Below are 20,708 nucleotides of genomic sequence, written 5' to 3' on the forward strand. Positions count from 1 at the left end.
ATTCCGCAGCTCACTCGGCCGCGGGCAGATTCTCACGCGTGCCAGGATTGGTCTGGCGCCCGGTCTTGGAGTTCAGCAGCTCCACATTGAGACCCAGCGAACGCATTTCCTTCACGAGCACGTTGAAGCTCTCCGGAATGCCGCTCTCGAAGGTGTCCTCGCCGCGGACGATGGCCTCGTACACCTTGGTACGGCCGGCCACGTCGTCCGACTTGACGGTGAGCATCTCCTGGAGCGTGTACGCCGCGCCGTAAGCCTCGAGCGCCCACACCTCCATTTCGCCGAAGCGCTGGCCGCCGAACTGCGCCTTCCCGCCCAGCGGCTGCTGGGTGACGAGCGAGTAGGGACCGATGGACCGCGCGTGGATCTTGTCGTCCACGAGATGGTGCAGCTTCAGCATGTAGATGTAGCCGACGGTGACCTTACGGTCGAAGGGCTCGCCGGTGCGGCCGTCGAAGAGCGTCGACTGGCCGGAGGGGTTGAGCCCCGCCTTCTCCAGATGCTCCTCGATGTCCGCTTCGTGGGCGCCGTCGAAGACCGGGGTGGCCATGGGCACACCCTTGCGCAGGTTTTCGCCGAGCTCGGTGATCTGCTTCTCGTCCAAGACTTCGATGTCGTCCGGACCGTAGACCTTCACGAGCGCGTTGCGCAGGACCTGCTGGTCCTTGGAGCCATAATAGGCGTCCACCGCAGCCGCCACCTGGCGGCCGAGGCCCGCGCAGGCCCAACCCAGATGCGTCTCGAGGATCTGGCCGACGTTCATGCGGCTCGGCACGCCGAGCGGGTTCAGCACGATGTCGACATTGGTGCCGTCCTCAAGGAACGGCATGTCCTCGACCGGCACGATGCGCGACACGACACCCTTGTTGCCGTGACGGCCGGCCATCTTGTCGCCCGGCTGGATCTTGCGCTTCACCGCGACGAAGACCTTGACCATCTTCATCACGCCGGGGGGCAGCTCGTCGCCGCGCTGCAGCTTCTCGACCTTGTCCAGGAAGCGCTGTTCAAGGCGCTTCTTGGACTCGTCATACTGGGCGCGGATCGCCTCAAGCTCGCTCATCAGGGCGTCGTCGGCCACCGCGAACAGCCACCACTGCGAGCGGGGATACTCACCCAGCGCGTCCTTGGTGATCTCGGTGTCCTTCTTGAAAGCCTTCGGGCCGGCGATGGCCACCTTGCCCACGAGCATCTCGGAGAGACGGCCGTAGACGTTGCGGTCGAGGATCGCCTGCTCGTCGTCGCGGTCCTTGGCGAGACGCTCGATCTCCTCGCGCTCGATGGCCAGCGCACGCTCGTCCTTGTCGACGCCGTGGCGGTTGAACACGCGCACTTCCACGATCGTGCCCGTCGTGCCCGGGGGCAGGCGGAGCGAGGTGTCGCGGACGTCGGCGGCCTTCTCACCGAAGATGGCGCGCAGAAGCTTCTCTTCCGGCGTCATCGGGCTTTCGCCCTTGGGGGTGATCTTGCCCACCAGGATATCGCCGGCGCGGACTTCCGCGCCGATGTACACGATGCCGGCTTCGTCGAGGTTCTTCAGCGCTTCTTCCGAGACGTTCGGAATGTCGCGGGTGATTTCCTCCGGGCCCAGCTTCGTGTCGCGGGCCATGGCCTCGAACTCCTCGATATGGATCGAGGTGAAGACGTCCTCCTTCACGATGTTCTCGGAGAGGAGAATGGAGTCTTCGTAGTTGTAGCCGTTCCACGGCATGAACGCGACGAGCACGTTCCGGCCGAGCGCCAGCTCGCCGAGCTCGGTCGAGGGACCGTCAGCGATGATGTCGCCCTTCTTCACCACGTCGCCCACGCGCACCAGCGGACGCTGGTTGATGCAGGTGGACTGGTTGGAGCGCTGGAACTTCATCAGGCGGTAGATGTCGACGCCCGACTTCGACGGGTCGGTCTCGCCCGTCGCGCGGATCACGATACGGGTCGCGTCCACCTGGTCGATGACGCCGGCGCGGCGGGCGGCGATGGCGGCGCCCGAGTCGCGGGCGACCACCGCTTCCATGCCCGTCCCGACCAGCGGCGCCTGCGAGCGCACCAGCGGCACGGCCTGACGCTGCATGTTCGAGCCCATGAGCGCGCGGTTCGCGTCGTCGTTCTCAAGGAACGGGATGAGCGCCGCGGCCACCGACACGAGCTGCTTCGGCGACACGTCCATGAAGTCCACGCGGTCCGGGGAGACCACGAGCACGTCGCCGGCGTGGCGGCAGATCACGAGGTCTTCCTGGAAGCGGCCGTCCGTATCGAGCGGCACGTTGGCCTGCGCGACGTAATACTTCCCCTCCTCCATGGCGGAGAGATAGACCACCTCGTCGGTGACCCGGCCGTCCACGACGCGGCGGTAGGGTGCCTCGATGAAGCCGTACTTGTTCACGCGGGCGAAGGTCGCCAGCGAGTTGATGAGGCCGATGTTCGGGCCTTCCGGCGTCTCGATCGGGCAGATGCGGCCGTAATGCGTCGGGTGCACGTCGCGCACCTCGAAGCCGGCGCGCTCGCGGGTCAGACCGCCCGGGCCGAGGGCCGAGAGACGACGCTTGTGCGTGATCTCGGACAGCGGGTTGGTCTGGTCCATGAACTGCGAGAGCTGGGACGAGCCGAAGAACTCGCGCACCGCAGCCGCCACGGGCTTCGCATTGATGAGGTCCTGCGGCATCACGGTGTCGATGTCGACGGACGACATGCGCTCCTTGATGGCGCGCTCCATGCGCAGCAGGCCGACGCGGTACTGGTTCTCCATGAGCTCGCCGACCGAGCGCACGCGGCGGTTGCCGAGGTGGTCGATATCGTCGATCTCGCCCTTGCCGTCGCGCAGCTCCACGAGCGTCTTGATGACGGCGAGGATGTCCTCGCGGCGCAGGATGCGCACGGTGTCCTCGGCGTCGAGGTCGAGGCGCATGTTCATCTTCACGCGGCCGACCGCGGAGAGGTCATAGCGCTCGGCGTCGAAGAACAGCGAGTGGAACATCGCCTGGGCGCTGTCGAGCGTCGGGGGCTCGCCGGGGCGCATCACGCGGTAAATGTCGAACAGGGCTTCCTCGCGGGAGGAATTCTTGTCCGCCGACAGCGTGTTGCGGATGTAGGCGCCGGTGTTGATATGGTCGATGTCGAGGACCGGAATCTCATCGAAGCCGGCGTCGCCGAGGGTCTTCAGGACCTTCTCGGTGATCTCCTCGCCCGCCTCGGCATAGATCTCGCCGGTGTGGACGTTGACGATGTCCTCGCCGATGTACTGGCCGACCATCTCGTCGTCGGAGATCTTGAGGGCCTTGAGGCCCTTCTCCACGAGCTGGCGGGCGGCGCGCACGGTCAGCTTCTTGCCGGCCTCGACCACCACTTCTCCGGTGTCGGCGTCGATAAGGTCGGCGACCGCCTTGTAGCCCTTCATCCGCTTGGGATCGAACGGCATGCGCCAGCCGTCCTTCGCGCGGGTGTAGAGGATCTTCTCGTAGAAGGTGTTCAGGATCTCCTCGGAATCGAGGCCGAGGGCGAACAGCAGGCTCGTCACCGGGATCTTGCGGCGACGGTCGATGCGCGCATACACGATGTCCTTGGCGTCGAACTCGATGTCGAGCCAGGAACCGCGATAGGGAATGATGCGGGCGGCGAACAGGAGCTTGCCCGACGAGTGGGTCTTGCCCTTGTCGTGGTCGAAGAACACGCCCGGCGAGCGGTGCATCTGCGAGACGATGACGCGCTCCGTGCCGTTGACGATGAACGTGCCGTTCATGGTCATCAGCGGAATGTCGCCGGTGTAGACGTCCTGCTCCTTGATGTCCTTCACCGACTTGGCGCCGGTATCGGGATCCACATCGAACACGATGAGGCGCAGCGTCACCTTCAGTGGCGCGGCAAACGTCATGCCGCGCTGGCGGCACTCGTCCACGTCATACTTCGGGGGCTCGAACTCGTAGCGCACGAACTCCAGCATCGCAGCGCCCGAGAAGTCGGAAATCGGGAACACCGACTTGAACACTGCCTGGAGACCGTCGTCCGCGCGACCGCCCTTCGGCTCTTCGATCTGCAGGAACTGGTCATAGGACGCCTTCTGAACCTCGATGAGGTTCGGCATCTCTGCGACTTCCTTGATCTTGCCGAAGAATTTGCGGATCCGCTTGCGACCGGTGAACGTTTGCGCCATCTCGATCCTCGTCCGTCCTGGTCCTGTGCCTCGCCGGCCGCCATGGCGCAGAGCCATGTGCCGGGAAGGACCGCCGTCACCATCACGCGGGAGGCAGCCCGGCCCTCAGGCCCGCCGCTCCTCGTCGCCACGGCTCGCCGGGTCGTCGCCACAACGGCGACCGGGGGAACCGTCCTCACGCCCCACCGGGACGCGTAAGGCGGCCCCGGCAGAGCCGGGACCGCCCAAAGCTTCAAAAGCTCACTTGAGCTCGACCTTGGCGCCAGCCTTCTCGAGCTGGGCCTTGAGCTTCTCGGCCTCGTCCTTGGCCACGCCTTCCTTGACGGGCTTCGGAGCGCCTTCCACCAGGTCCTTGGCTTCCTTGAGGCCGAGGCCGGTGATGGCGCGGACTTCCTTGATGACCTCGATCTTCTTGTCGCCGGCGTTGGCCAGGACAACAGTGAACTCGGTCTGCTCTTCGACAGCCGCGGCAGCGCCGCCGGCGGCCGGAGCGGCCGCAACCGCAACAGCGGCAGCGGCGGAGACGCCCCACTTCTCTTCGAGGAGCTTCGCGAGCTCGGCGGCCTCGAGGACGGTCAGGGAGGACAGCTCGTCGACGAGCTTGGTCAGGTCAGCCATTGTAGTTTCCTAAGATAGGTTCGAATTTCAGGTTTGCGAGATCCAACCGCCTCACGCGGCTTCGTTCTGCTTGGCATAGGCCCCGAACACGCGGGCGAGCTTCGCCGCCGGCGCGGTGGACAGCTGCGCAATCTTGGTCGCCGGGGCCTGGATAAGGCCGACGAGCTTGGCACGCAGTTCGTCCAGGGACGGCATGGTGGCCAGAGCCTTCACACCGTCTGCATTCAGGGCCGTCTTGCCCATCGCGCCGCCAAGGATGACGAACTTGTCGTTCGCCTTGGCAAACTCGACGGCAACCTTCGGCGCCGCTACCGGATCGCTCGAATAAGCGATGATCGTGGGACCCTTGAGGAGGGTCGCCACGTGAGCGACGTCGGAGCCTTCCAGAGCGATCTTGGCGAGGCGGTTCTTCGCCACCTTCACGGTCGCACCTTCAGCCTTCATCTGCCGACGGAGTTTCGACATCTGGGCCACGGTGAGGCCGGAATAGTGGGCCACCACGACAACCGAAGTGCTCTTGAACACTTCGGACAGTGTCGTGACGAGCTCTTGTTTTTCCGCTCGATCCACTGCTGGCTCTCTTTAAGCCTGTGGCGAAACCAGAAACCTGGCTCCGCCGGTTGCGCCTTGCCGCTTGCCCGCGCACCGGAAGCTCCGGCGCGCCACAAGCGACGCTCACATGCCCTGTCCCCTCGGATCCGGGTCACCGGCCACAAGGCGCTGGTTCGAACCGATCTTGTCGGGCCCGCTTGCGCAGGCCGCTCGAATTCCGGTCTTCCCCGTCTATGCTGGCCCTCCAGAGGCCGCTCCCGAATGGAGCGGCTGGCGAGGATTAAGTCGCACACAAGGTGCGGCGCCGGCAGTCTCGGACAGGACTCTCCGCCTGACCCTCCCCGAAGGAACTTCGAGTCCGGACAGACGTTAAGGCCGGGCGGGCGAACCCTCCCAGCCCCTCTGCCCGTTTCCAGGCAGAAGCTCTCAAAACACTAAACCCGCGCCATGTCGCCATAGCTCGGGGAACGCCTCTTCTAGGCGCAAAATTTGCAAGAGTCACGCGCTTTTTTAAGGAAGCCGCAACGCCTGTCTCACCCGACCGCGGCCGGGAAAGCGAAGGGCCGGGCTCAACGCCCGGCCCCGCCTTACCTTTTCAGACCAATCAGGCCGTGACGACCGAGGCGGTGTCCACCTTGATGCCCGGGCCCATGGTCGAGGACACGGCGACGCGCTGCACGTAGGTGCCCTTCGCGCCGGTCGGCTTGGCCTTCACCACCGCATCCACGAACGCGCGGATGTTCTCGGCCAGCTTGTCGGCCGGGAACGACGCCTTGCCGATGCCGCCGTGGATGATGCCGGCCTTCTCGACGCGGAACTCTACCGCGCCGCCCTTGGCAGCGGCGACAGCGCCCTTCACGTCCATGGTCACGGTGCCGACCTTCGGGTTCGGCATCAGGCCGCGCGGGCCGAGCACCTTGCCGAGACGACCGACCAGCGGCATCAGGTCCGGGGTCGCGATGCAGCGATCGAACTCGATGGTGCCGCCCTGGATGGTCTCCAGCAGGTCTTCGGCGCCCACGATGTCGGCGCCGGCGGCCTTGGCTTCGTCAGCCTTGGCGCCGCGAGCGAACACCGCAACGCGCACGGTACGGCCGGAGCCGTTCGGCAGGTTGCAGACGCCACGGACCATCTGGTCGGCGTGACGGGGATCGACGCCGAGGTTGATGGCAACCTCGATGGTCTCGTCGAACTTGGCGGTGGTGCGGGCCTTGAGCAGCGCCAGCGCCTCGTCGAGCGGATAGAGCTTCAGGCGGTCAATGCCTTCATTCGCGGCGCGAACGCGCTTTCCCTGATGAGCCATCGCCGTCAACCCTCAACCTGCAGGCCCATGGAACGGGCAGAACCTTCGAGCATCTGGACCGCGGACGCGACGTTGTCGCAGTTCAGATCCTTCATCTTCTTCTCGGCGATCTCCGCGAGCTGGGCGCGCGTGACCTTGCCGACGGTGGCACCCTTGCCCGGGGTCTTGGAGCCGGAGCCGGGCTTCTTCTTCGTGTCGAGGCCGGCGGCCTTCTTCAGGAAGTAGGAGACCGGAGGGGTCTTCAGTTCGAAGGTGAAGGAGCGATCCTGATAGGCCGTGATCACCACGGGAATCGGCATGCCCTTCTCGAGCTGCGCGGTCTGCGCATTGAAGGCCTTGCAGAATTCCATGATGTTCAGGCCGCGCTGACCGAGCGCGGGACCAATCGGCGGGGCCGGATTGGCGCTGCCGGCGGGCACCTGCAGCTTGACGTAGCCGGTGATTTTCTTCGCCATTTCAATACTCCATCATGGGTTCGCCCTGCCCGGAGGCCGGTCGCGAACCGGGATTTCGTGGTGCGGATCGCTGGAGCGCTTGGCGAGACGCTCCGTCACCTCCCACGCTGGCCAGCCACCTTGCGGGGGTCCGGCCGAAGCGACAACCGAAGGCCGCAGCCGGCCGGTCGTCATCTCCGCAAGTCGGCACCGCCGACCCGCGAAGGGCGCACCGCATACAGCATCGCGCCGCACGGGACAAGCCCGGCGGCGCGCGCCATGCGAAAACTGAAGATCAGACCTTCTCGACCTGCCCGAACTCGAGCTCGACCGGGGTCGCGCGGCCGAAGATGGACACCGCCACCTTGAGGCGCGAACGGGACTCGTCCACTTCCTCGACGATGCCGTTGAAGGTGGCGAAGGGACCGTCGGACACCTTCACCGTCTCGCCCACCTCGTAGCTGATGGAGGGCTTCGGCCGCTCGATGCCTTCCTGCACCTGCTGCAGGATGCGCATGGCCTCATTCTCGGAAATCGGCATGGGCTTGTTGTCGGCGCCCAGGAAGCCGGTGACCTTCGGCGTGTTCTTGATGAGATGGAAGGCCTCGTCGGTGAGGTCCATCTTCACCAGCACGTAGCCGGGGAAGAACTTGCGCTCGGTATCGACCTTCCGGCCGCGGCGCACCTCGACCACCTTCTCGGTGGGCACGAGGATCTGCTCGAACAGGTCGGTGAGGTTGCGCTGCTCCGCCTGCTCGCGAATTGAGTCCGCCACCTTCTTCTCGAAGTTGGAATAGGCGTGGACGATGTACCAACGCTTAGCCATGGCGCCTCTCAATGGCCGATGCTGAGGATCTGGCTGACGCCGAATCGCAGGATCTGGTCCACGACCAGGAAGAAGATGGACGCCAGCAGCACCATGACGAAGACCATGGCGGTGGTGATCAGCGTCTCGCGCCGGGACGGCCAGGTCACCTTCGCCGTCTCGGTGCGGACCTGCTGGAAGAACTCCACGGGACTGTTCTTTGCCATGTCGCTCCGACCGCCCGCCAGGCAATGACGCCCGCGCTGCAGCCACCTTTCTGATCTTGCGGCCGCGCGGCAGGACATTCACCCCGCCAGACCGCCGCTGAACCTCGCCATCCGCCCGGCGCCTTCCGGCGGCCGCTTGGAACTTGAGCCGGCGAACGCCGGCCACGTCAAACCCTTCCCTGACACATCAGGGACGCCACGCCAATGCCTGAGATGCCACAAAGGCCGATCCGCGTCGGCGGCGGGCCTGTTCCGGCCGCTCGCCCTGCTGCCGCAGGCGGGTCCGGTGGGCGCTCAGCCATCCTGTCGCGCGTATCGCCAAAAGTCCTGCGCATGGCAGGAGTGGAGGGACTCGAACCCCCAACCCCCGGTTTTGGAGACCGGTGCTCTAACCAGTTGAGCTACACTCCTAAAGGCCGCGCTTGAGATAAGCGACCCCGCGCCGGGAACCAATCCAGCGCGACAGGCCTGTGTGTCTATTCAGCCCGGACGCGTCTGTAAAGGGGGAGGCGCACCGCTGCGGGTTATCCCCAGCCCTCCTCCCCAGGAGCGTTTGCGCCGCCCCAAAAGCAAACGGGCCGGCGCAAGGCCGGCCCGTCCGATCTCACCCTGAGGCGAGGATCACATCACTCGATGATGGAGGCGACGACGCCGGCGCCGACGGTGCGGCCGCCCTCACGGATGGCGAAGCGGAGCTTCTCTTCCATCGCGATCGGGACGATCAGCTGCACGTCCACCGAGATGTTGTCGCCCGGCATCACCATCTCGGTGCCTTCGGGCAGCGTCACCACGCCGGTCACGTCCGTCGTGCGGAAGTAGAACTGCGGGCGGTAGTTGGTGAAGAACGGCGTATGACGGCCGCCCTCTTCCTTCGTCAGGATGTAGGCTTCGGCCTTGAACTTGGTGTGCGGCTTCACCGAACCCGGCTTGCACACCACCTGGCCACGCTCCACGTCCTCGCGCTTCGTGCCGCGCAGCAGCACGCCGACGTTGTCGCCGGCCTGGCCCTGGTCGAGCAGCTTGCGGAACATCTCGATGCCGGTGACGGTGGTCTTCACCGTCGGGCGGATGCCGACGATCTCGACTTCGTCGCCCACCTTCACGATGCCGCGCTCGACACGGCCGGTCACCACGGTGCCGCGGCCGGAGATCGAGAACACGTCTTCGATCGGCATCAGGAAGGGCTGGTCAACCGGACGCTCCGGCTGCGGGATGTACTTGTCCACCTCGGCCATCAGCTTCAGGATGGCTTCGGCGCCAAGCTCGGGAGACTTGTTCTCGAGCGCGCACAGGGCAGAGCCGCGCACGATCGGGATGTCGTCGCCGGGGAAGTCGTACTTGGACAGAAGCTCGCGGACCTCGAGCTCGACCAGCTCAAGAAGCTCCGGATCGTCGACCATGTCGCACTTGTTGAGGAACACCACCAGCGCCGGCACGCCGACCTGACGGGCGAGCAGGATGTGCTCGCGGGTCTGCGGCATCGGGCCGTCGGCGGCGGACACCACCAGGATCGCGCCGTCCATCTGCGCCGCGCCGGTGATCATGTTCTTCACATAGTCGGCGTGGCCGGGGCAGTCCACGTGCGCATAGTGGCGGTTCTGCGTCTCGTACTCGACGTGCGCCGTCGAGATCGTGATGCCGCGCGCCTTCTCTTCCGGCGCCTTGTCGATCTGGTCGTAGGCGGTGAAGGTCGCGCCACCCGACGTCTCGGCGAGCACCTTCGTGATCGCGGCCGTCAGAGAGGTCTTGCCGTGGTCAACGTGGCCGATGGTGCCAATGTTGCAGTGCGGCTTGTTACGTTCAAACTTAGCTTTGGCCATCGTTCTCTCTCAGTCCTTCGGGCGACCGGCGGGCCGCGAAAAGAGCCGCCGTGGGATAGGGGGTTTGGCAGAATTCCGCAAGTGCCCGCACGGTGCGTCGCGACGCGCCTGCGTATGGGGCACCCCGACCAGTCTCAGTGTCCGGAGGACCGCGGAAGAACTGGAGCGGGTGAAGGGAATCGAACCCTCGTCATCAGCTTGGAAGGCTGTTGCTCTACCATTGAGCTACACCCGCGCAACGCACGATCTTGCGCTTTCAGTTCAACGACGGGTGGTGGAGGGGGTTGGATTCGAACCAACGTAGGCAGAGCCAACGGATTTACAGTCCGTCCCCTTTAACCACTCGGGCACCCCTCCACATCCGGGCCCGTCGTCTGACCCCGATCCGAAAAAGAGACCGGGTTACAAGCTATTGCCATGCGCCAGCCAAGCCGGCCGAGGGGGCGAGGCGTGCTCACGTCCCTCAAGGCCCGGCTTTATGTGAGGGGGGCTCCCACAAGTCAACCGTGAAATGTCACACGCCCTTCAAGCCTGTGAATAGTCGGCGTGGAAACCCTTGCGAACACGCGGCCGTGAAAGGATTTGACGCGGCGAGCCGCTATCCTCCCGCCATCCTCGAACCCCAACAGGCCTGCCCATGCCCGCGACCCCGCCCCTCCGGACATTCGCCCGCCGCGCGTCCGCGCTTTGCCTGCCCGCGCTCGCGCTCGGCCTCGCCCTGCTGTCCGGCCACCCGGCCGCGGCCGCCGAGCTGAAGGTGCTCACCACGGGCGCCTTCAAGCCGGTGGTCGCCGACACCGCCAAACGATTCTCGCAGAGCACCGGCACGCAGGTGACTGTGGATAACGACACCGCCGGCGCCCTGGTGAAGCGCGTGGAAGGCGGCGAGAGTTTCGACGTGCTCATCCTCACGCCCGCCGCGCTCGCCGCCTTGCAGAAGTCAGAGCGCGTGGGGCTGGGCACGGTGGTGCCGCTCGCCAAGGTCGGCATCGGCGTCGCGGTGAAGGCCGGCGCGCCGAAGCCCGACGTCTCGACCCCCGACGCCTTCAAGGCCGCCCTGCTGGCCGCCCGCAAGGTGGCGATGATCGATCCTGCCTCCGGCGGATCGAGCGGCATCTATCTGACCGGGCTGTTCGAGAAGATGGGCATTGCGGACGAGGTGAAGGCCAAGGCCGTTCTCGTGCCGGGCGGCCTCGTCGCCACCCGCGTCGTGTCCGGCGAGGCGGACCTTGCCATCCACCAAGTGAGCGAGATTCTCGCCGTGCCTGGCGCCGAACTGGTGGCCCCCCTGCCGGCCGCCATCCAGAACTATACGGTTTATGCGGGCGCGCTCGCCCCCAATCCTTCCAATGCCGACACCGCCGCCTCCTTCCTCGCGCTGCTGGCCGCCCCCGACATGGCACCGACGCTCGCCGCCAAGGGGATGGAGAAGCCGTAAGCGAAAGCGGCCGGGCGCGGACGGCCCCTTGCGCCGCCGCGCCGGCTCTGACAAAGCCTTGCCATGTCCGATCGTCCCGAACGCCCGCCCTTCCGCTCCGCCGGCCGCCCCTTCGCGGCCAAAGGCGGCGCCCGTCCCTTTCCGCCCAAGCGCAAGGGCGGCCCCGGCCGCCCGCCGGCCTGGGAGGGCGAGAATGACGTGGCGCTGCTCTATGGCTGGCATACGGTTAGCGAGGCGCTGGCCAATCCGGCGCGGCGCTTCCGCAAGATTCTCGCCACGGAGAACGCCGCCAACCGCCTGCAGGAGGAGGGCTTCCCCCTCCCCGTCGCGCCGGAGATCGTGCGCCCCTCCGAGATCGACAAGCTGCTCGGTTCGGACGCGGTGCATCAGGGCCTGCTGGCGGAGGCCGAACACCTGCCCTCCCCGCCCCTCAAGAAGGTGGCGAAGTCGGACCTCGTTCTGGTGCTCGACCAGATCACCGATCCGCACAATGTGGGCGCCATTGTGCGCTCCGCCGCCGCCTTTGCGGTGGGCGCCATCGTCACCACGGCCCGCCACAGCCCCGTCGCCACCGGCGTGCTGGCGAAAAGCGCCTCCGGCGGGCTGGAACACGTGCCCTTCTGCCTCGTGACCAACCTCGCCCGGGCGCTCGAGGAACTGAAGGCCTCCGGCATGCTCGTGGTGGGCCTCGACAGCGAAGGCCCGGCCGATCTTGAGGATACGGCCATGCGCCCGCCGATGGCACTGGTGCTGGGCGCGGAAGGCAAGGGCCTGCGGCAGCTGACGCGGGAGACCTGCGACGTGCTCGCCCGCATCGACCTGCCCGGCGCCATCAAGAGCCTCAACGTCTCCAATGCCGCCGCCCTTTCGCTCGGCATCGCCCGCCGCGCCCTGAAGCGCGCCGGCTGAGCACGGCGCCAACAACGGCTGGCGCCGGTCGCGCCGGCCGGTTCGTTTGCAAGCTAATAATCTCAAATAATGCGCGTGCCCTTTGGGCGGCTAAACACGCAAGCCGCCGGCGCGTGCAGTGCATCACGTGTATTTCGCGATTGCACCTAAGACCATTGACCAATCGAAAGCTGCGCCGACCTCGTTCATCCTGAACACATGGCGCCCTGCGCGCCCGGTCACGGCTCATCCGCACGCAGATGCGGACAGATGACACCATCGGAGGAACCGCCAGACCTCGCCCGCACGGGCGGCGGACGGTTGCTCGCAGGTGCCTCAGCTCCCGGGCGCGCCCGCCTCCGCCTTCCGGCCCCATTGGGCCGCCGAGGCACCCGCAACTGGGAGGAGGAACAATGTCTGTCACGACTGCTGGCCCGGCCACGGCCCATGCACCGATGACGCGGGAGGAGAAGAAGGTCATCTTCGCCTCGTCCCTCGGCACGGTGTTCGAGTGGTACGATTTCTATCTCTACGGATCGCTTGCCGCGATCATCGGCGCGCAATTCTTCAGCGCCTATCCGCCGGCGACCCGCGATATCTTCGCGCTGCTGGCCTTCGCCGCCGGCTTCCTCGTGCGTCCCTTCGGCGCCATCGTGTTCGGGCGCATCGGCGATCTCGTCGGCCGCAAGTACACCTTCCTCGTCACCATCCTCATCATGGGCCTGTCGACCTTCATCGTCGGCATCCTGCCCAATGCGGCCACCATCGGCATCGCGGCTCCGATCATCCTGATCGTCCTGCGCCTGCTGCAGGGCCTCGCGCTCGGCGGCGAGTATGGCGGCGCGGCCACCTACGTGGCGGAGCATGCGCCGCACGGCCGCCGCGGCTTCTACACCTCCTGGATCCAGACCACCGCGACCCTGGGCCTGTTCCTGTCGCTGCTGGTGATCCTGTTCACCCGCTCCATCGTGGGCGAGCAGAACTTCGCCGCCTGGGGCTGGCGCATTCCCTTCCTGGTGTCCATCGCACTGCTCGGCATCTCGGTGTGGATCCGCTTCCAGCTCAATGAATCCCCGGCCTTCAAGAAGATGAAGGAAGAAGGCACCACCTCGAAGGCCCCGCTCTCGGAAGCTTTCGGCCAGTGGAAGAACCTGAAGTTCGTGCTGCTCGCCCTCTTCGGCCTCGTCGCCGGCCAGGGTGTGGTCTGGTACACGGGCCAGTTCTATGCCCTGTTCTTCCTGCAATCGATCCTGAAGGTGGACGGCTACACCTCCAACCTGCTGATCGCGTGGTCGCTGCTGCTGGGCACGGGCTTCTTCGTGTTCTTCGGCTGGCTGTCGGACAAGATCGGCCGCAAGCCCATCATCCTTGCCGGCTGCCTCATCGCCGCCGCCAGCTACTTCCCGCTCTTCAACGCCATCACCTCCTACGCCAACCCGGCGCTGGAGAATGCGATCCAGAACGTGAAGGTCACCGTCGTCGCCTCGCCCGGCGAATGCGGCAGCCTCTTCAACCCGGTCGGCACCCGCGTCTACTCGGCGCCGTGCGACGTGGCCCGCGACTTCCTCGCCAAGTCCTCGGTGAAGTATTCCACCGAGACCGGCGCGGCGGGCTCCGGCACCGTGCTGAAGGTCAACGACACCGTGGTGCCCTTCGGCCCCGACTTCGCCAAGACCGCCACGGCGGCGCTCCAGGCGGCGGGCTACCCGAGCGCGGCGACCAACAAGGACGTGATCAAGATGTCGCATCCGTTCGACATCTTCCAGCCGCGGGTCGCGGCGGTCATCGGCCTGCTGTTCGTCCTCGTGCTCTTCGTGACCATGGTGTACGGCCCCATCGCCGCCGCGCTGGTGGAACTCTTCCCCACCCGCGTCCGCTACACCTCCATGTCGCTGCCCTACCATATCGGCAACGGCTGGTTCGGCGGCCTGCTGCCGGCCACCGCCTTCGCCATGGTGGCTGCCACCGGCGACATCTACTACGGCCTCTGGTACCCGATCGTCATCGCGCTCGGCACCTTCGTCATCGGCCTGCTGTTCGTGCCGGAGACCAAGGACCGGGACATCGACGACTGGCACTGAGCGGGTTTGCCCCGGCCGCGCGCCGGCCGGGGCTTCCATCCTTCAAAAAGCAACGGCCTCGCGTCACCGCGAGGCCGTTCGCTTTTCAGCCTTCCTCTTCGAAGCGGTCTAGTCCGGACCGGCGACGGCCCGGACATCCTCCAGCAGCCGCTGCACCTCCTGCTGGACCCGCGCTTCGAAGGCGACGGCCGCATCCGGCTCCACGCCGGGATCCTCATGGCCGTCGCGAAAGGCCATGCGCTGTTCCATCGCCTCCATGAGGCGCCGGCGCGCCGCCGCATCCCGCGCCACCACGGTGAACAGCAGAAGCAGCATCTGCCGATGGGCGGCGACCGCCGCGTCGAGTTCGATCGGCACACGCCCTGCCGTCGTTGCGCCTGTCTCCTGCATGGGCACCTCCTGTCTGGCTGCCCGGTCAACGGCGCGCGGCAGGGCCTGTTCCGCCGGAAGGTGGGCTTGCGGACACACAGCCGGATGGATTGCCTGCGGTTGGTTAGCAGGCCATTCATCGCATGCTATCGTCACCCGGTGCCGGCACATGACCGGCCGTTCCGGGGAGACGACACATGAAGGCCCTTCTGACCGCCGCTCTGCTGCTCGCCGTCACTGGTCCCGCCCTTGCCGACAGCTGCGCGGCGACCGCCGACACCAAGAAGCTGGCGGGCGCCGCACGCACCAGCTTCCTCACGAAGTGCCAGAAGGACGCTCAGGCCGCCTGCGATACACAGGCCAGCGACAAGAAGCTCGCCGGCGCTGCCAAGACCAGCTTCACCAAGAAATGCGTGAATGATGCGGTGGGCACCACGGCCCAGTGACCGGCGCGCGATGAGCATGGCGCGTCTCGTCCGGGCCTTCACGCTGGCGCTTAGTTTTCTCGCCGCGCCCTCCACGGTCTGGGCCTGGGGCGAGGACGGGCATGCCATCGTTGCGGAGATCGCCCAGCGCCGCCTGACACCGACCGGCGCCGCCCTCGTCGCCAGCCTGCTGCCCAAGGGTGCCTCGCTCGCATCCGTGGCGAGCTGGGCCGACGACGTGCGCCCGGACCATCCGGAGACCCGGCGCTGGCATTATGTCGGCATTCCCATGGGCGCCGCCACCTACGACCCGCTGCGGGATTGCCCGTCCCGCCCGGAGGGGGATTGCATCGTCGCCGCGATCGAACGCGCCCGCCTCGACATGCACTGCGCGCCCGAGCCGGCGGCGCGGACGGACGCGCTGAAGCTGCTCGTCCACCTCATGGGCGATCTCCACCAGCCCATGCACGCCATCGCCGCCGACCATCTGGGCACCCGCCGAAAAGTCGTGCTCAACTGGTCCGGACAGGCCTGCACGCACGATTGCGAGGCCCCGCCTCCCACCACCAACATGCACGTGCTCTGGGACACCACGCTGGTGCGCAAGGCATCCCTGAGCTGGGGCGGCTATGTGGACCGGTTGGAGGCCGGCTGGCTCAAGGAGGCGGACGCCGCCGCGGTGGCCGCCGGCACTCCGGCCGACTGGGCGAGCGAGACCCATGGGGTCGGCCTCGCCATGTACGCGCTCGTCCCGCCGGACAATGTCATCGACACCACCTATTACCGTGCCGCCCTGCCCGTCCTCGATCAGCAGCTCGGCAAGGCCGGCCTGCGGCTGGCGCACGAGATCAATGCCGCCGTCACCTGCCCGAAGCCGTAAGCGGCGCGCTCCCGGCCGCTTTGTCGCTCGCAAGAGGCCTCGACGGGGGAACAGCCTCCACCGCCACAACGTTCACGCTCCGAACCAGGGAGTATGAGCCATGAACACGAACGGAATCACCGGCGCCGTCACCGAGGCCGGCGGGCGCATCAAGGAAGCGGCAGGGGCCGTCGGAAACGACACCGGTCTGCGCGCCGAAGGCCTCTACGACCAGGCCGCCGGTCGGGCCGAACAGGCGGTCGGCCGCGCCAAGGACACCGTCAGCCACAACCCCATGTCCTCCATTCTGACCGCCGGTCTCGTCGGCCTCGCCATCGGCTTCATCCTCGGCCGCTCCTGAGCGGCGACCTCGCGGGACGGAGGCGTTGCCGCAACCGCTCGTAAGATGGGTGGACGGAACAGCGCCCTAGCGCGACCTCACGGCGCCCGGACACCCTCCGGGCGCCGTTTACGTTATGGGAGGGTCGGTCGGCCGCTGAAACGCATGCGCAAGCGATTTGGGACGCCGAGACATTGCGTTCGCATTCCCTACGTGTTGCCTTCGTGCGGCGGCGCCGATCTACGGCTCGCGGGAAGGATAGGAAGGCGCAACGTGTCGATACAGGAGTTGGCAGAGCATCTCGATGGCGAAAGCGGCCGCCCTGCGGCTCAGCCAGCGATCGCTGCAGCATTCAGCAATCCCGCGGAGCTCTGCGCTTATGCGATCCGTCATGGAATTGCGCTGTCAACGACGGAGGCGGAGGAGATGCTTCGCGTGTTGTCGGCGGTCCGGACACATGGTCCTGTCGCCCTCTCGGACAGCGAACTGGACGGGGTGGATGGGGCCGGCGCCTTTGCAAATTGGCTCCGAGACCGCCTGAAGCCGAACCCCGGTGCTTCGCTTCCCAGCTACTGGATCACTTTCGGCACATATTAGGCCTGTCGCCTCTGGAACGCACGCGCTGCTACTCAGAAAACCGTCGAATGATGGCAACCGGGTGAGCAGCGGCTGGCCACACCCGTACAGAACCGGACGGAGAGGCCGCAGCTGGGCATCGGACCGAAACAATAAGCTACCTTTGAGCAGCACACGGTCGTTCAGGTCACCAGAAATCGGATTCGCGGCGAGGATCTGATCCGCGTCACGCAAGGGGTCTCATCCCGAGACTTCGCACCGCACAGCCTGCGGGGTGCGACCGAAGGGCCGGCCTTGACGGAAAGGCGCGCTTGATGGAAGAAGACGCCAAGCCTCGAAACCTGTTGAATCCGAGCTGTAGCCACAATCTGCGGCAGAGGATCAATGGTGTCACGGGTGCAGCGCGGCTGACATGCCGTCTGGAGTTCAGACGGTTATCCGCATTCTGGGCCGGCTTAGCACAGCGGTAGTGCAGCGGTTTTGTAAACCGAAGGTCGGGGGTTCGATCCCCTCAGCCGGCACCAATTTCCTGATTTTTTGTCGTTTTGCCGGAGCTGACTGTTCTGCGTCCCCTCCGGTAAGGCCGAACAGCGCATGACGCCTCAAGGCGGGTGACGCGCGGCGCAGAGGCGACGGGCTCCTTCCCATCGTGCCCCTCGGACAGCCCACTTCCATCCCGGTCCGGTCAGCTCAGGCGCATCTCGGTCAGGTAATGCGCGAGCATGTCGGTCGCCCGATGGATGTCGGCATCCGTGCCGCTCCGGGCGGCGTCGGCGAGTGCCTGCGCCACGGCCTGCAAGGCGGAGGAATGGGGGACGGAGGCCTCGCCGCTGGACAGGAACGCTCCCGCCTCGCCCAAGGTGCGCAGGGCGCGGCGGGGCGAGGCGGTCAACGCAATGACGTGCGCCAGCGGCTTGTCCCAGTAAGCCTCCTCCCTGTCCATGGCCGTTCCGGGTAGGTGGTCGCGGCCGTCGAACGCGGCAATCGCGCTGGTGGTCCGTTCCGCCGGCCGGTCTCCACCGAACGAGCCGGTCGGCCCGCGGCCCTGATGGGCCTCGGATTGATCGCGAGCACGATCGAATATCGGCTCCCTTGGGCCTATGCCGATGCTGGCGCGATCGTGCGCATTTTGCTGGCGGTCGTCGGGCATCAGGTTCTTCTCGGCCATGGTGGGCTCCTGGTCGGGGCTGGAGAGGGGCGCAGGCGCCCCTTCGAGTTTCGGGCGCATCGGCCGCGCGGGCGAACCCGCACGGCCGTCAGGGCTTCAGCACCACCTTGATGCAGCCGTCCTGCTTGTCGCGGAACTTGGCGTAGAGATCCGGCCCCTCCTCCAGGCTCGCCCGGTGGGTGATGACGAAGGACGGGTCGAAGTCGCCGTCCTCGATCCGCTTCAGGAGCGTCGGCAGATAGCGCTGCACCGGCGTCTGGGCCATACGGAAGGTGAGGCCGCGATTGATGGCCGAACCCATGGGGATCTTGTCGAGAAACCCGCCGTAAACACCGACGATGGAGACGATGCCGAAGTTGCGGCAGCACTGGATGGCTTGGCGCAGCACATGGGGCCGGTCCGTGCCCATGAAGGTTGCGACCTTGATGCGGTCGATGCGGGCATCGAAGGAGGACGAGGCATCGGCCTCCGTGCCCACCGCATCGATGCAGGCATCCGCGCCCCGACCGCCGCTCATCTCGCGGATGCGCTCATAGACGTCCTCGGCGAGGAAATCGATGGTCTCGGCGCCGCCCGCCTGGGCCAGCGCCAGACGCTCGGGCACCGTATCGATAGCGATGACCCGTTCGGCGCCCAGCATGAAGGCGCTGCGGATGGCCATCTGGCCCACGGGTCCGCAGCCCCAGATGGCGATGGTCTCGCCGCCGCGGATCTCGCAGAACTCCGCCGCCATGTAGCCGGTGGGGAAGATGTCCGAGAGGAACAGCACCTGCTCGTCGGAAAGGCCGTTCGGCACCTTGATGGGGCCGCTGTCGGCGAACGGCACGCGCAGATATTCCGCCTGTCCGCCGGAATAGCCGCCCAGCATGTGCGAATAGCCATAGAGGCCGGCCGGCGAGAAACCCCACATCTTCTCCGCCATCTGGTGGTTGGGGTTCGAGCGCTCGCAGCCGGAGAAATAGCCGCGCTGGCAGAAGAAGCACTGACCGCAGGCGATGGTGAAGGGCACCACCACACGATCACCCACCTTCAGTGTGCTGGTGCCGCTGCCCACCTCCACCACCTCGCCCATGGTTTCATGGCCGAGCACGTCGCCGCTTTCCATGGAGGGGATCACGCCGTCATAGATGTGCACGTCGGAGCCGCAGATGGCGCAGGCCGTTACCTTGATGATGGCGTCCGTCGGCTCCTGGATGGTCGGGTCGGGCACCTGTTCGCACCGGATGTCGCCTTTGCCGTGGAAAGTCAGTGCCTTCATCGGGCCGCCTCCTGGAGGGCTTGGACCTGCGCATGACACCTCCGGCGCTGTCGGCCCGCTCCCATGCGTGCCCTGTTGGCAAACAGCTCCTGCTCCCCCTTGTTCCTTCGGCGACGCTTGTCTTTTCAAGGCCTCCGGCAGCGCCTGCGCTTGGCGTTAGGCGGCAGGAACGCCCCCATGGAGGGCAGGTTAGCGCCTGGTCAACAGGTGCGCAGACCTTGAGGCCACGGCTCCCTTCAGGCACCGTCCGCCGCATGCAACCCGCCGCGGGCGGAGGCGTTCCCTTATGGCTCGCGCCGTGGTGCCGGGCTTGCGCCGGCGGAAGGGAACACGATGAACACTGCCAATCTCCAGCTCGAAGGCCTCCTCCTGGCCGTCTCGAACCTGATCGAAATGCTCCGCCGGAAGGGGCTGGTGACCCAGCAGGAGATCGAGGAAGCCCTGAGCGAGGCTCTGGGTGCTGCCAGGCGCGACGCCGACGGCCGCAACATCTCACCCGCGCAGGGTGCGGGCATGGAATTTCCCATCCGCTTTCTCCTGACGGCGACCAATCTGTGCGACGGGCCGCCCCAGACCTTCTCGGAGGTGGCGGCCATGATCGGCGAGACGCGCCACCAGGATAAATGAGCGTCGACTTGACAGAAGTTGGGAGAAAGAGCGTGCGGAACGTCTGGCAAGGAACTGCCCAGCGCGGAGCAGGTTGACCTCCATGCCACCGGTTTCCTCAACCGAACGGAGCACCTCTATGCCGCCCTATCCCACCCCGCCCCTGCCGCCGCAGCAGCAGCCGATGCCCGGACTGACGGACGCCATGGACCCCCGCCCGGACCACGGGGAGGCGTCCTATGTGGGCTCGGGCCGGCTCAATGGCCTGAAAGCCCTCGTGACCGGGGGCGACAGCGGCATCGGCCGGGCCGTGTGCATCGCTTTCGCGCGGGAAGGGGCAGACGTCTGCATTTCCTATCTTGATGAGGACGAGGATGCGCAGGAGACGCGCCGGCTTGTGGAAGAGGCTGGCCGCAAGGCTGTGCTGATCCCCGGCGATATCTCCGACCCCGCCTTCTGCCGGGATCTGGTGGAGGAAGCCGCGACGGCGCTCGGCGGTCTCGACATTCTCGTCAACAATGCTGCCCATCAGGCGACCTTCGCGCACCTCGAGGACATATCGGACGACGAATGGGCCCATACGTTCGACGTGAACGTGCACCCCATGTTCTATCTTACCAAGGCGGCGCTGAAGCACATGACCTCCGGCGGCAGCATCATCAACACGGCCTCCATCAATTCGGACTTGCCGAACCCGTCGCTGCTGGCCTAGGCAGCGGACTCATAACGCATTGATCCAGATGCGGACGGCTGCGAGCTTGAGGGCTGCGAGGAAGTTTTCTGGGCGCCGGTCGTAGCGG

At 66.3% G+C, this 20,708-nt stretch carries 18 protein-coding genes, 4 tRNA genes and 1 pseudogene; 9 read left to right on the top strand and 14 right to left on the bottom strand.

The window, feature by feature from the left end:
- Positions 1-10: 10 nt before the first annotated feature.
- The 11 genes from rpoB to DFO45_RS18325 all read right to left on the bottom strand — a co-directional run bounded on the left by rpoB (position 11) and on the right by DFO45_RS18325 (position 10,257).
- On the bottom strand, positions 11-4,141 hold the full coding sequence (rpoB, locus tag DFO45_RS18275; RefSeq protein ID WP_012169418.1) for a DNA-directed RNA polymerase subunit beta: 4,131 nt from the start codon (positions 4,139-4,141) through the stop codon (positions 11-13).
- Positions 4,142-4,381: 240 nt separating this feature from the next.
- Positions 4,382-4,759: a 50S ribosomal protein L7/L12 gene (gene rplL / locus DFO45_RS18280; protein WP_012169417.1), complete on the bottom strand. Its 378-nt coding sequence runs from the start codon at positions 4,757-4,759 to the stop codon at positions 4,382-4,384.
- A gap of 51 nt (positions 4,760-4,810) precedes the next feature.
- Positions 4,811-5,329, bottom strand: a complete 519-nt coding sequence (gene rplJ / locus DFO45_RS18285) for a 50S ribosomal protein L10 (protein ID WP_012169416.1) — start codon at positions 5,327-5,329, stop codon at positions 4,811-4,813.
- Between the two features lie 586 nt (positions 5,330-5,915).
- The gene (gene rplA, locus DFO45_RS18290; protein ID WP_012169415.1) at positions 5,916-6,614 is read right to left on the bottom strand and encodes a 50S ribosomal protein L1; all 699 of its coding nucleotides are present in this window, start codon (positions 6,612-6,614) and stop codon (positions 5,916-5,918) included.
- 5 nt (positions 6,615-6,619) lie between these two features.
- A complete protein-coding gene (gene rplK / locus DFO45_RS18295) occupies positions 6,620-7,069 on the bottom strand; it encodes a 50S ribosomal protein L11 (protein WP_012169414.1) in 450 nt (149 codons plus the stop codon).
- Between the two features lie 274 nt (positions 7,070-7,343).
- Positions 7,344-7,874 carry a transcription termination/antitermination protein NusG gene (nusG, locus tag DFO45_RS18300; protein WP_043878891.1) on the bottom strand — a complete coding sequence of 177 codons (531 nt, stop codon included), beginning with the start codon at positions 7,872-7,874 and terminating at the stop codon, positions 7,344-7,346.
- Positions 7,875-7,882: 8 nt separating this feature from the next.
- Positions 7,883-8,080 carry a preprotein translocase subunit SecE gene (gene secE / locus DFO45_RS18305; protein ID WP_043878890.1) on the bottom strand — a complete coding sequence of 66 codons (198 nt, stop codon included), beginning with the start codon at positions 8,078-8,080 and terminating at the stop codon, positions 7,883-7,885.
- Positions 8,081-8,414: 334 nt separating this feature from the next.
- Positions 8,415-8,491, bottom strand: a tRNA-Trp gene (locus DFO45_RS18310).
- A 215-nt stretch (positions 8,492-8,706) separates the two neighbouring features.
- Entirely contained in the window at positions 8,707-9,900 is a 1,194-nt protein-coding gene (tuf, locus tag DFO45_RS18315) for an elongation factor Tu (protein ID WP_012169411.1), read from the bottom strand.
- 161 nt (positions 9,901-10,061) lie between these two features.
- A tRNA-Gly gene (locus DFO45_RS18320) sits at positions 10,062-10,135 on the bottom strand.
- A 37-nt stretch (positions 10,136-10,172) separates the two neighbouring features.
- Positions 10,173-10,257 (bottom strand) — tRNA-Tyr (locus tag DFO45_RS18325).
- A 280-nt stretch (positions 10,258-10,537) separates the two neighbouring features.
- Here DFO45_RS18325 and DFO45_RS18330 point away from each other — a divergent pair.
- The 3 genes from DFO45_RS18330 to DFO45_RS18340 all read left to right on the top strand — a co-directional run bounded on the left by DFO45_RS18330 (position 10,538) and on the right by DFO45_RS18340 (position 14,307).
- Entirely contained in the window at positions 10,538-11,338 is an 801-nt protein-coding gene (locus DFO45_RS18330) for a substrate-binding domain-containing protein (RefSeq protein WP_133865983.1), read from the top strand.
- 63 nt (positions 11,339-11,401) lie between these two features.
- The gene (locus DFO45_RS18335) at positions 11,402-12,247 is read left to right on the top strand and encodes an RNA methyltransferase (RefSeq protein WP_012169409.1); all 846 of its coding nucleotides are present in this window, start codon (positions 11,402-11,404) and stop codon (positions 12,245-12,247) included.
- 392 nt (positions 12,248-12,639) lie between these two features.
- Positions 12,640-14,307, top strand: a complete 1,668-nt coding sequence (locus DFO45_RS18340) for an MFS transporter (protein ID WP_012169408.1) — start codon at positions 12,640-12,642, stop codon at positions 14,305-14,307.
- 108 nt (positions 14,308-14,415) lie between these two features.
- On the opposite strand, the gene DFO45_RS18345 is transcribed toward DFO45_RS18340, so the two are convergent.
- A complete protein-coding gene (locus tag DFO45_RS18345) occupies positions 14,416-14,697 on the bottom strand; it encodes a hypothetical protein (protein ID WP_133865984.1) in 282 nt (93 codons plus the stop codon).
- Between the two features lie 176 nt (positions 14,698-14,873).
- Between DFO45_RS18345 and DFO45_RS18350 the strand changes: the two genes are divergently transcribed.
- The 4 genes from DFO45_RS18350 (at position 14,874) to DFO45_RS18365 (ending at position 17,400) form a co-directional block, all read left to right on the top strand.
- The gene (locus DFO45_RS18350; RefSeq protein ID WP_012169406.1) at positions 14,874-15,122 is read left to right on the top strand and encodes a hypothetical protein; all 249 of its coding nucleotides are present in this window, start codon (positions 14,874-14,876) and stop codon (positions 15,120-15,122) included.
- A 16-nt stretch (positions 15,123-15,138) separates the two neighbouring features.
- Positions 15,139-15,981: a S1/P1 nuclease gene (locus DFO45_RS18355; RefSeq protein WP_166657174.1), complete on the top strand. Its 843-nt coding sequence runs from the start codon at positions 15,139-15,141 to the stop codon at positions 15,979-15,981.
- A gap of 100 nt (positions 15,982-16,081) precedes the next feature.
- A complete protein-coding gene (locus DFO45_RS18360; RefSeq protein WP_133865986.1) occupies positions 16,082-16,321 on the top strand; it encodes a CsbD family protein in 240 nt (79 codons plus the stop codon).
- A 1,004-nt stretch (positions 16,322-17,325) separates the two neighbouring features.
- Positions 17,326-17,400 (top strand) — tRNA-Thr (locus DFO45_RS18365).
- 161 nt (positions 17,401-17,561) lie between these two features.
- Here DFO45_RS18365 and DFO45_RS18370 read toward each other — a convergent pair.
- Positions 17,562-18,044 carry a hypothetical protein gene (locus DFO45_RS18370; RefSeq protein WP_133865987.1) on the bottom strand — a complete coding sequence of 161 codons (483 nt, stop codon included), beginning with the start codon at positions 18,042-18,044 and terminating at the stop codon, positions 17,562-17,564.
- An 88-nt stretch (positions 18,045-18,132) separates the two neighbouring features.
- The gene (locus DFO45_RS18375) at positions 18,133-19,302 is read right to left on the bottom strand and encodes a zinc-dependent alcohol dehydrogenase (RefSeq protein WP_133865988.1); all 1,170 of its coding nucleotides are present in this window, start codon (positions 19,300-19,302) and stop codon (positions 18,133-18,135) included.
- 333 nt (positions 19,303-19,635) lie between these two features.
- Between DFO45_RS18375 and DFO45_RS18380 the strand changes: the two genes are divergently transcribed.
- Both DFO45_RS18380 and DFO45_RS18385 read left to right on the top strand, forming a co-directional pair.
- A complete protein-coding gene (locus DFO45_RS18380) occupies positions 19,636-19,929 on the top strand; it encodes a hypothetical protein (protein ID WP_133865989.1) in 294 nt (97 codons plus the stop codon).
- Between the two features lie 118 nt (positions 19,930-20,047).
- Positions 20,048-20,617: pseudogene (locus DFO45_RS18385) on the top strand (SDR family NAD(P)-dependent oxidoreductase); the annotation flags it as partial.
- Positions 20,618-20,708 lie beyond the last annotated feature (91 nt).

Source organism: Azorhizobium sp. AG788 (genome assembly GCF_004364705.1).
GTDB lineage: Bacteria > Pseudomonadota > Alphaproteobacteria > Rhizobiales > Xanthobacteraceae > Azorhizobium > Azorhizobium caulinodans.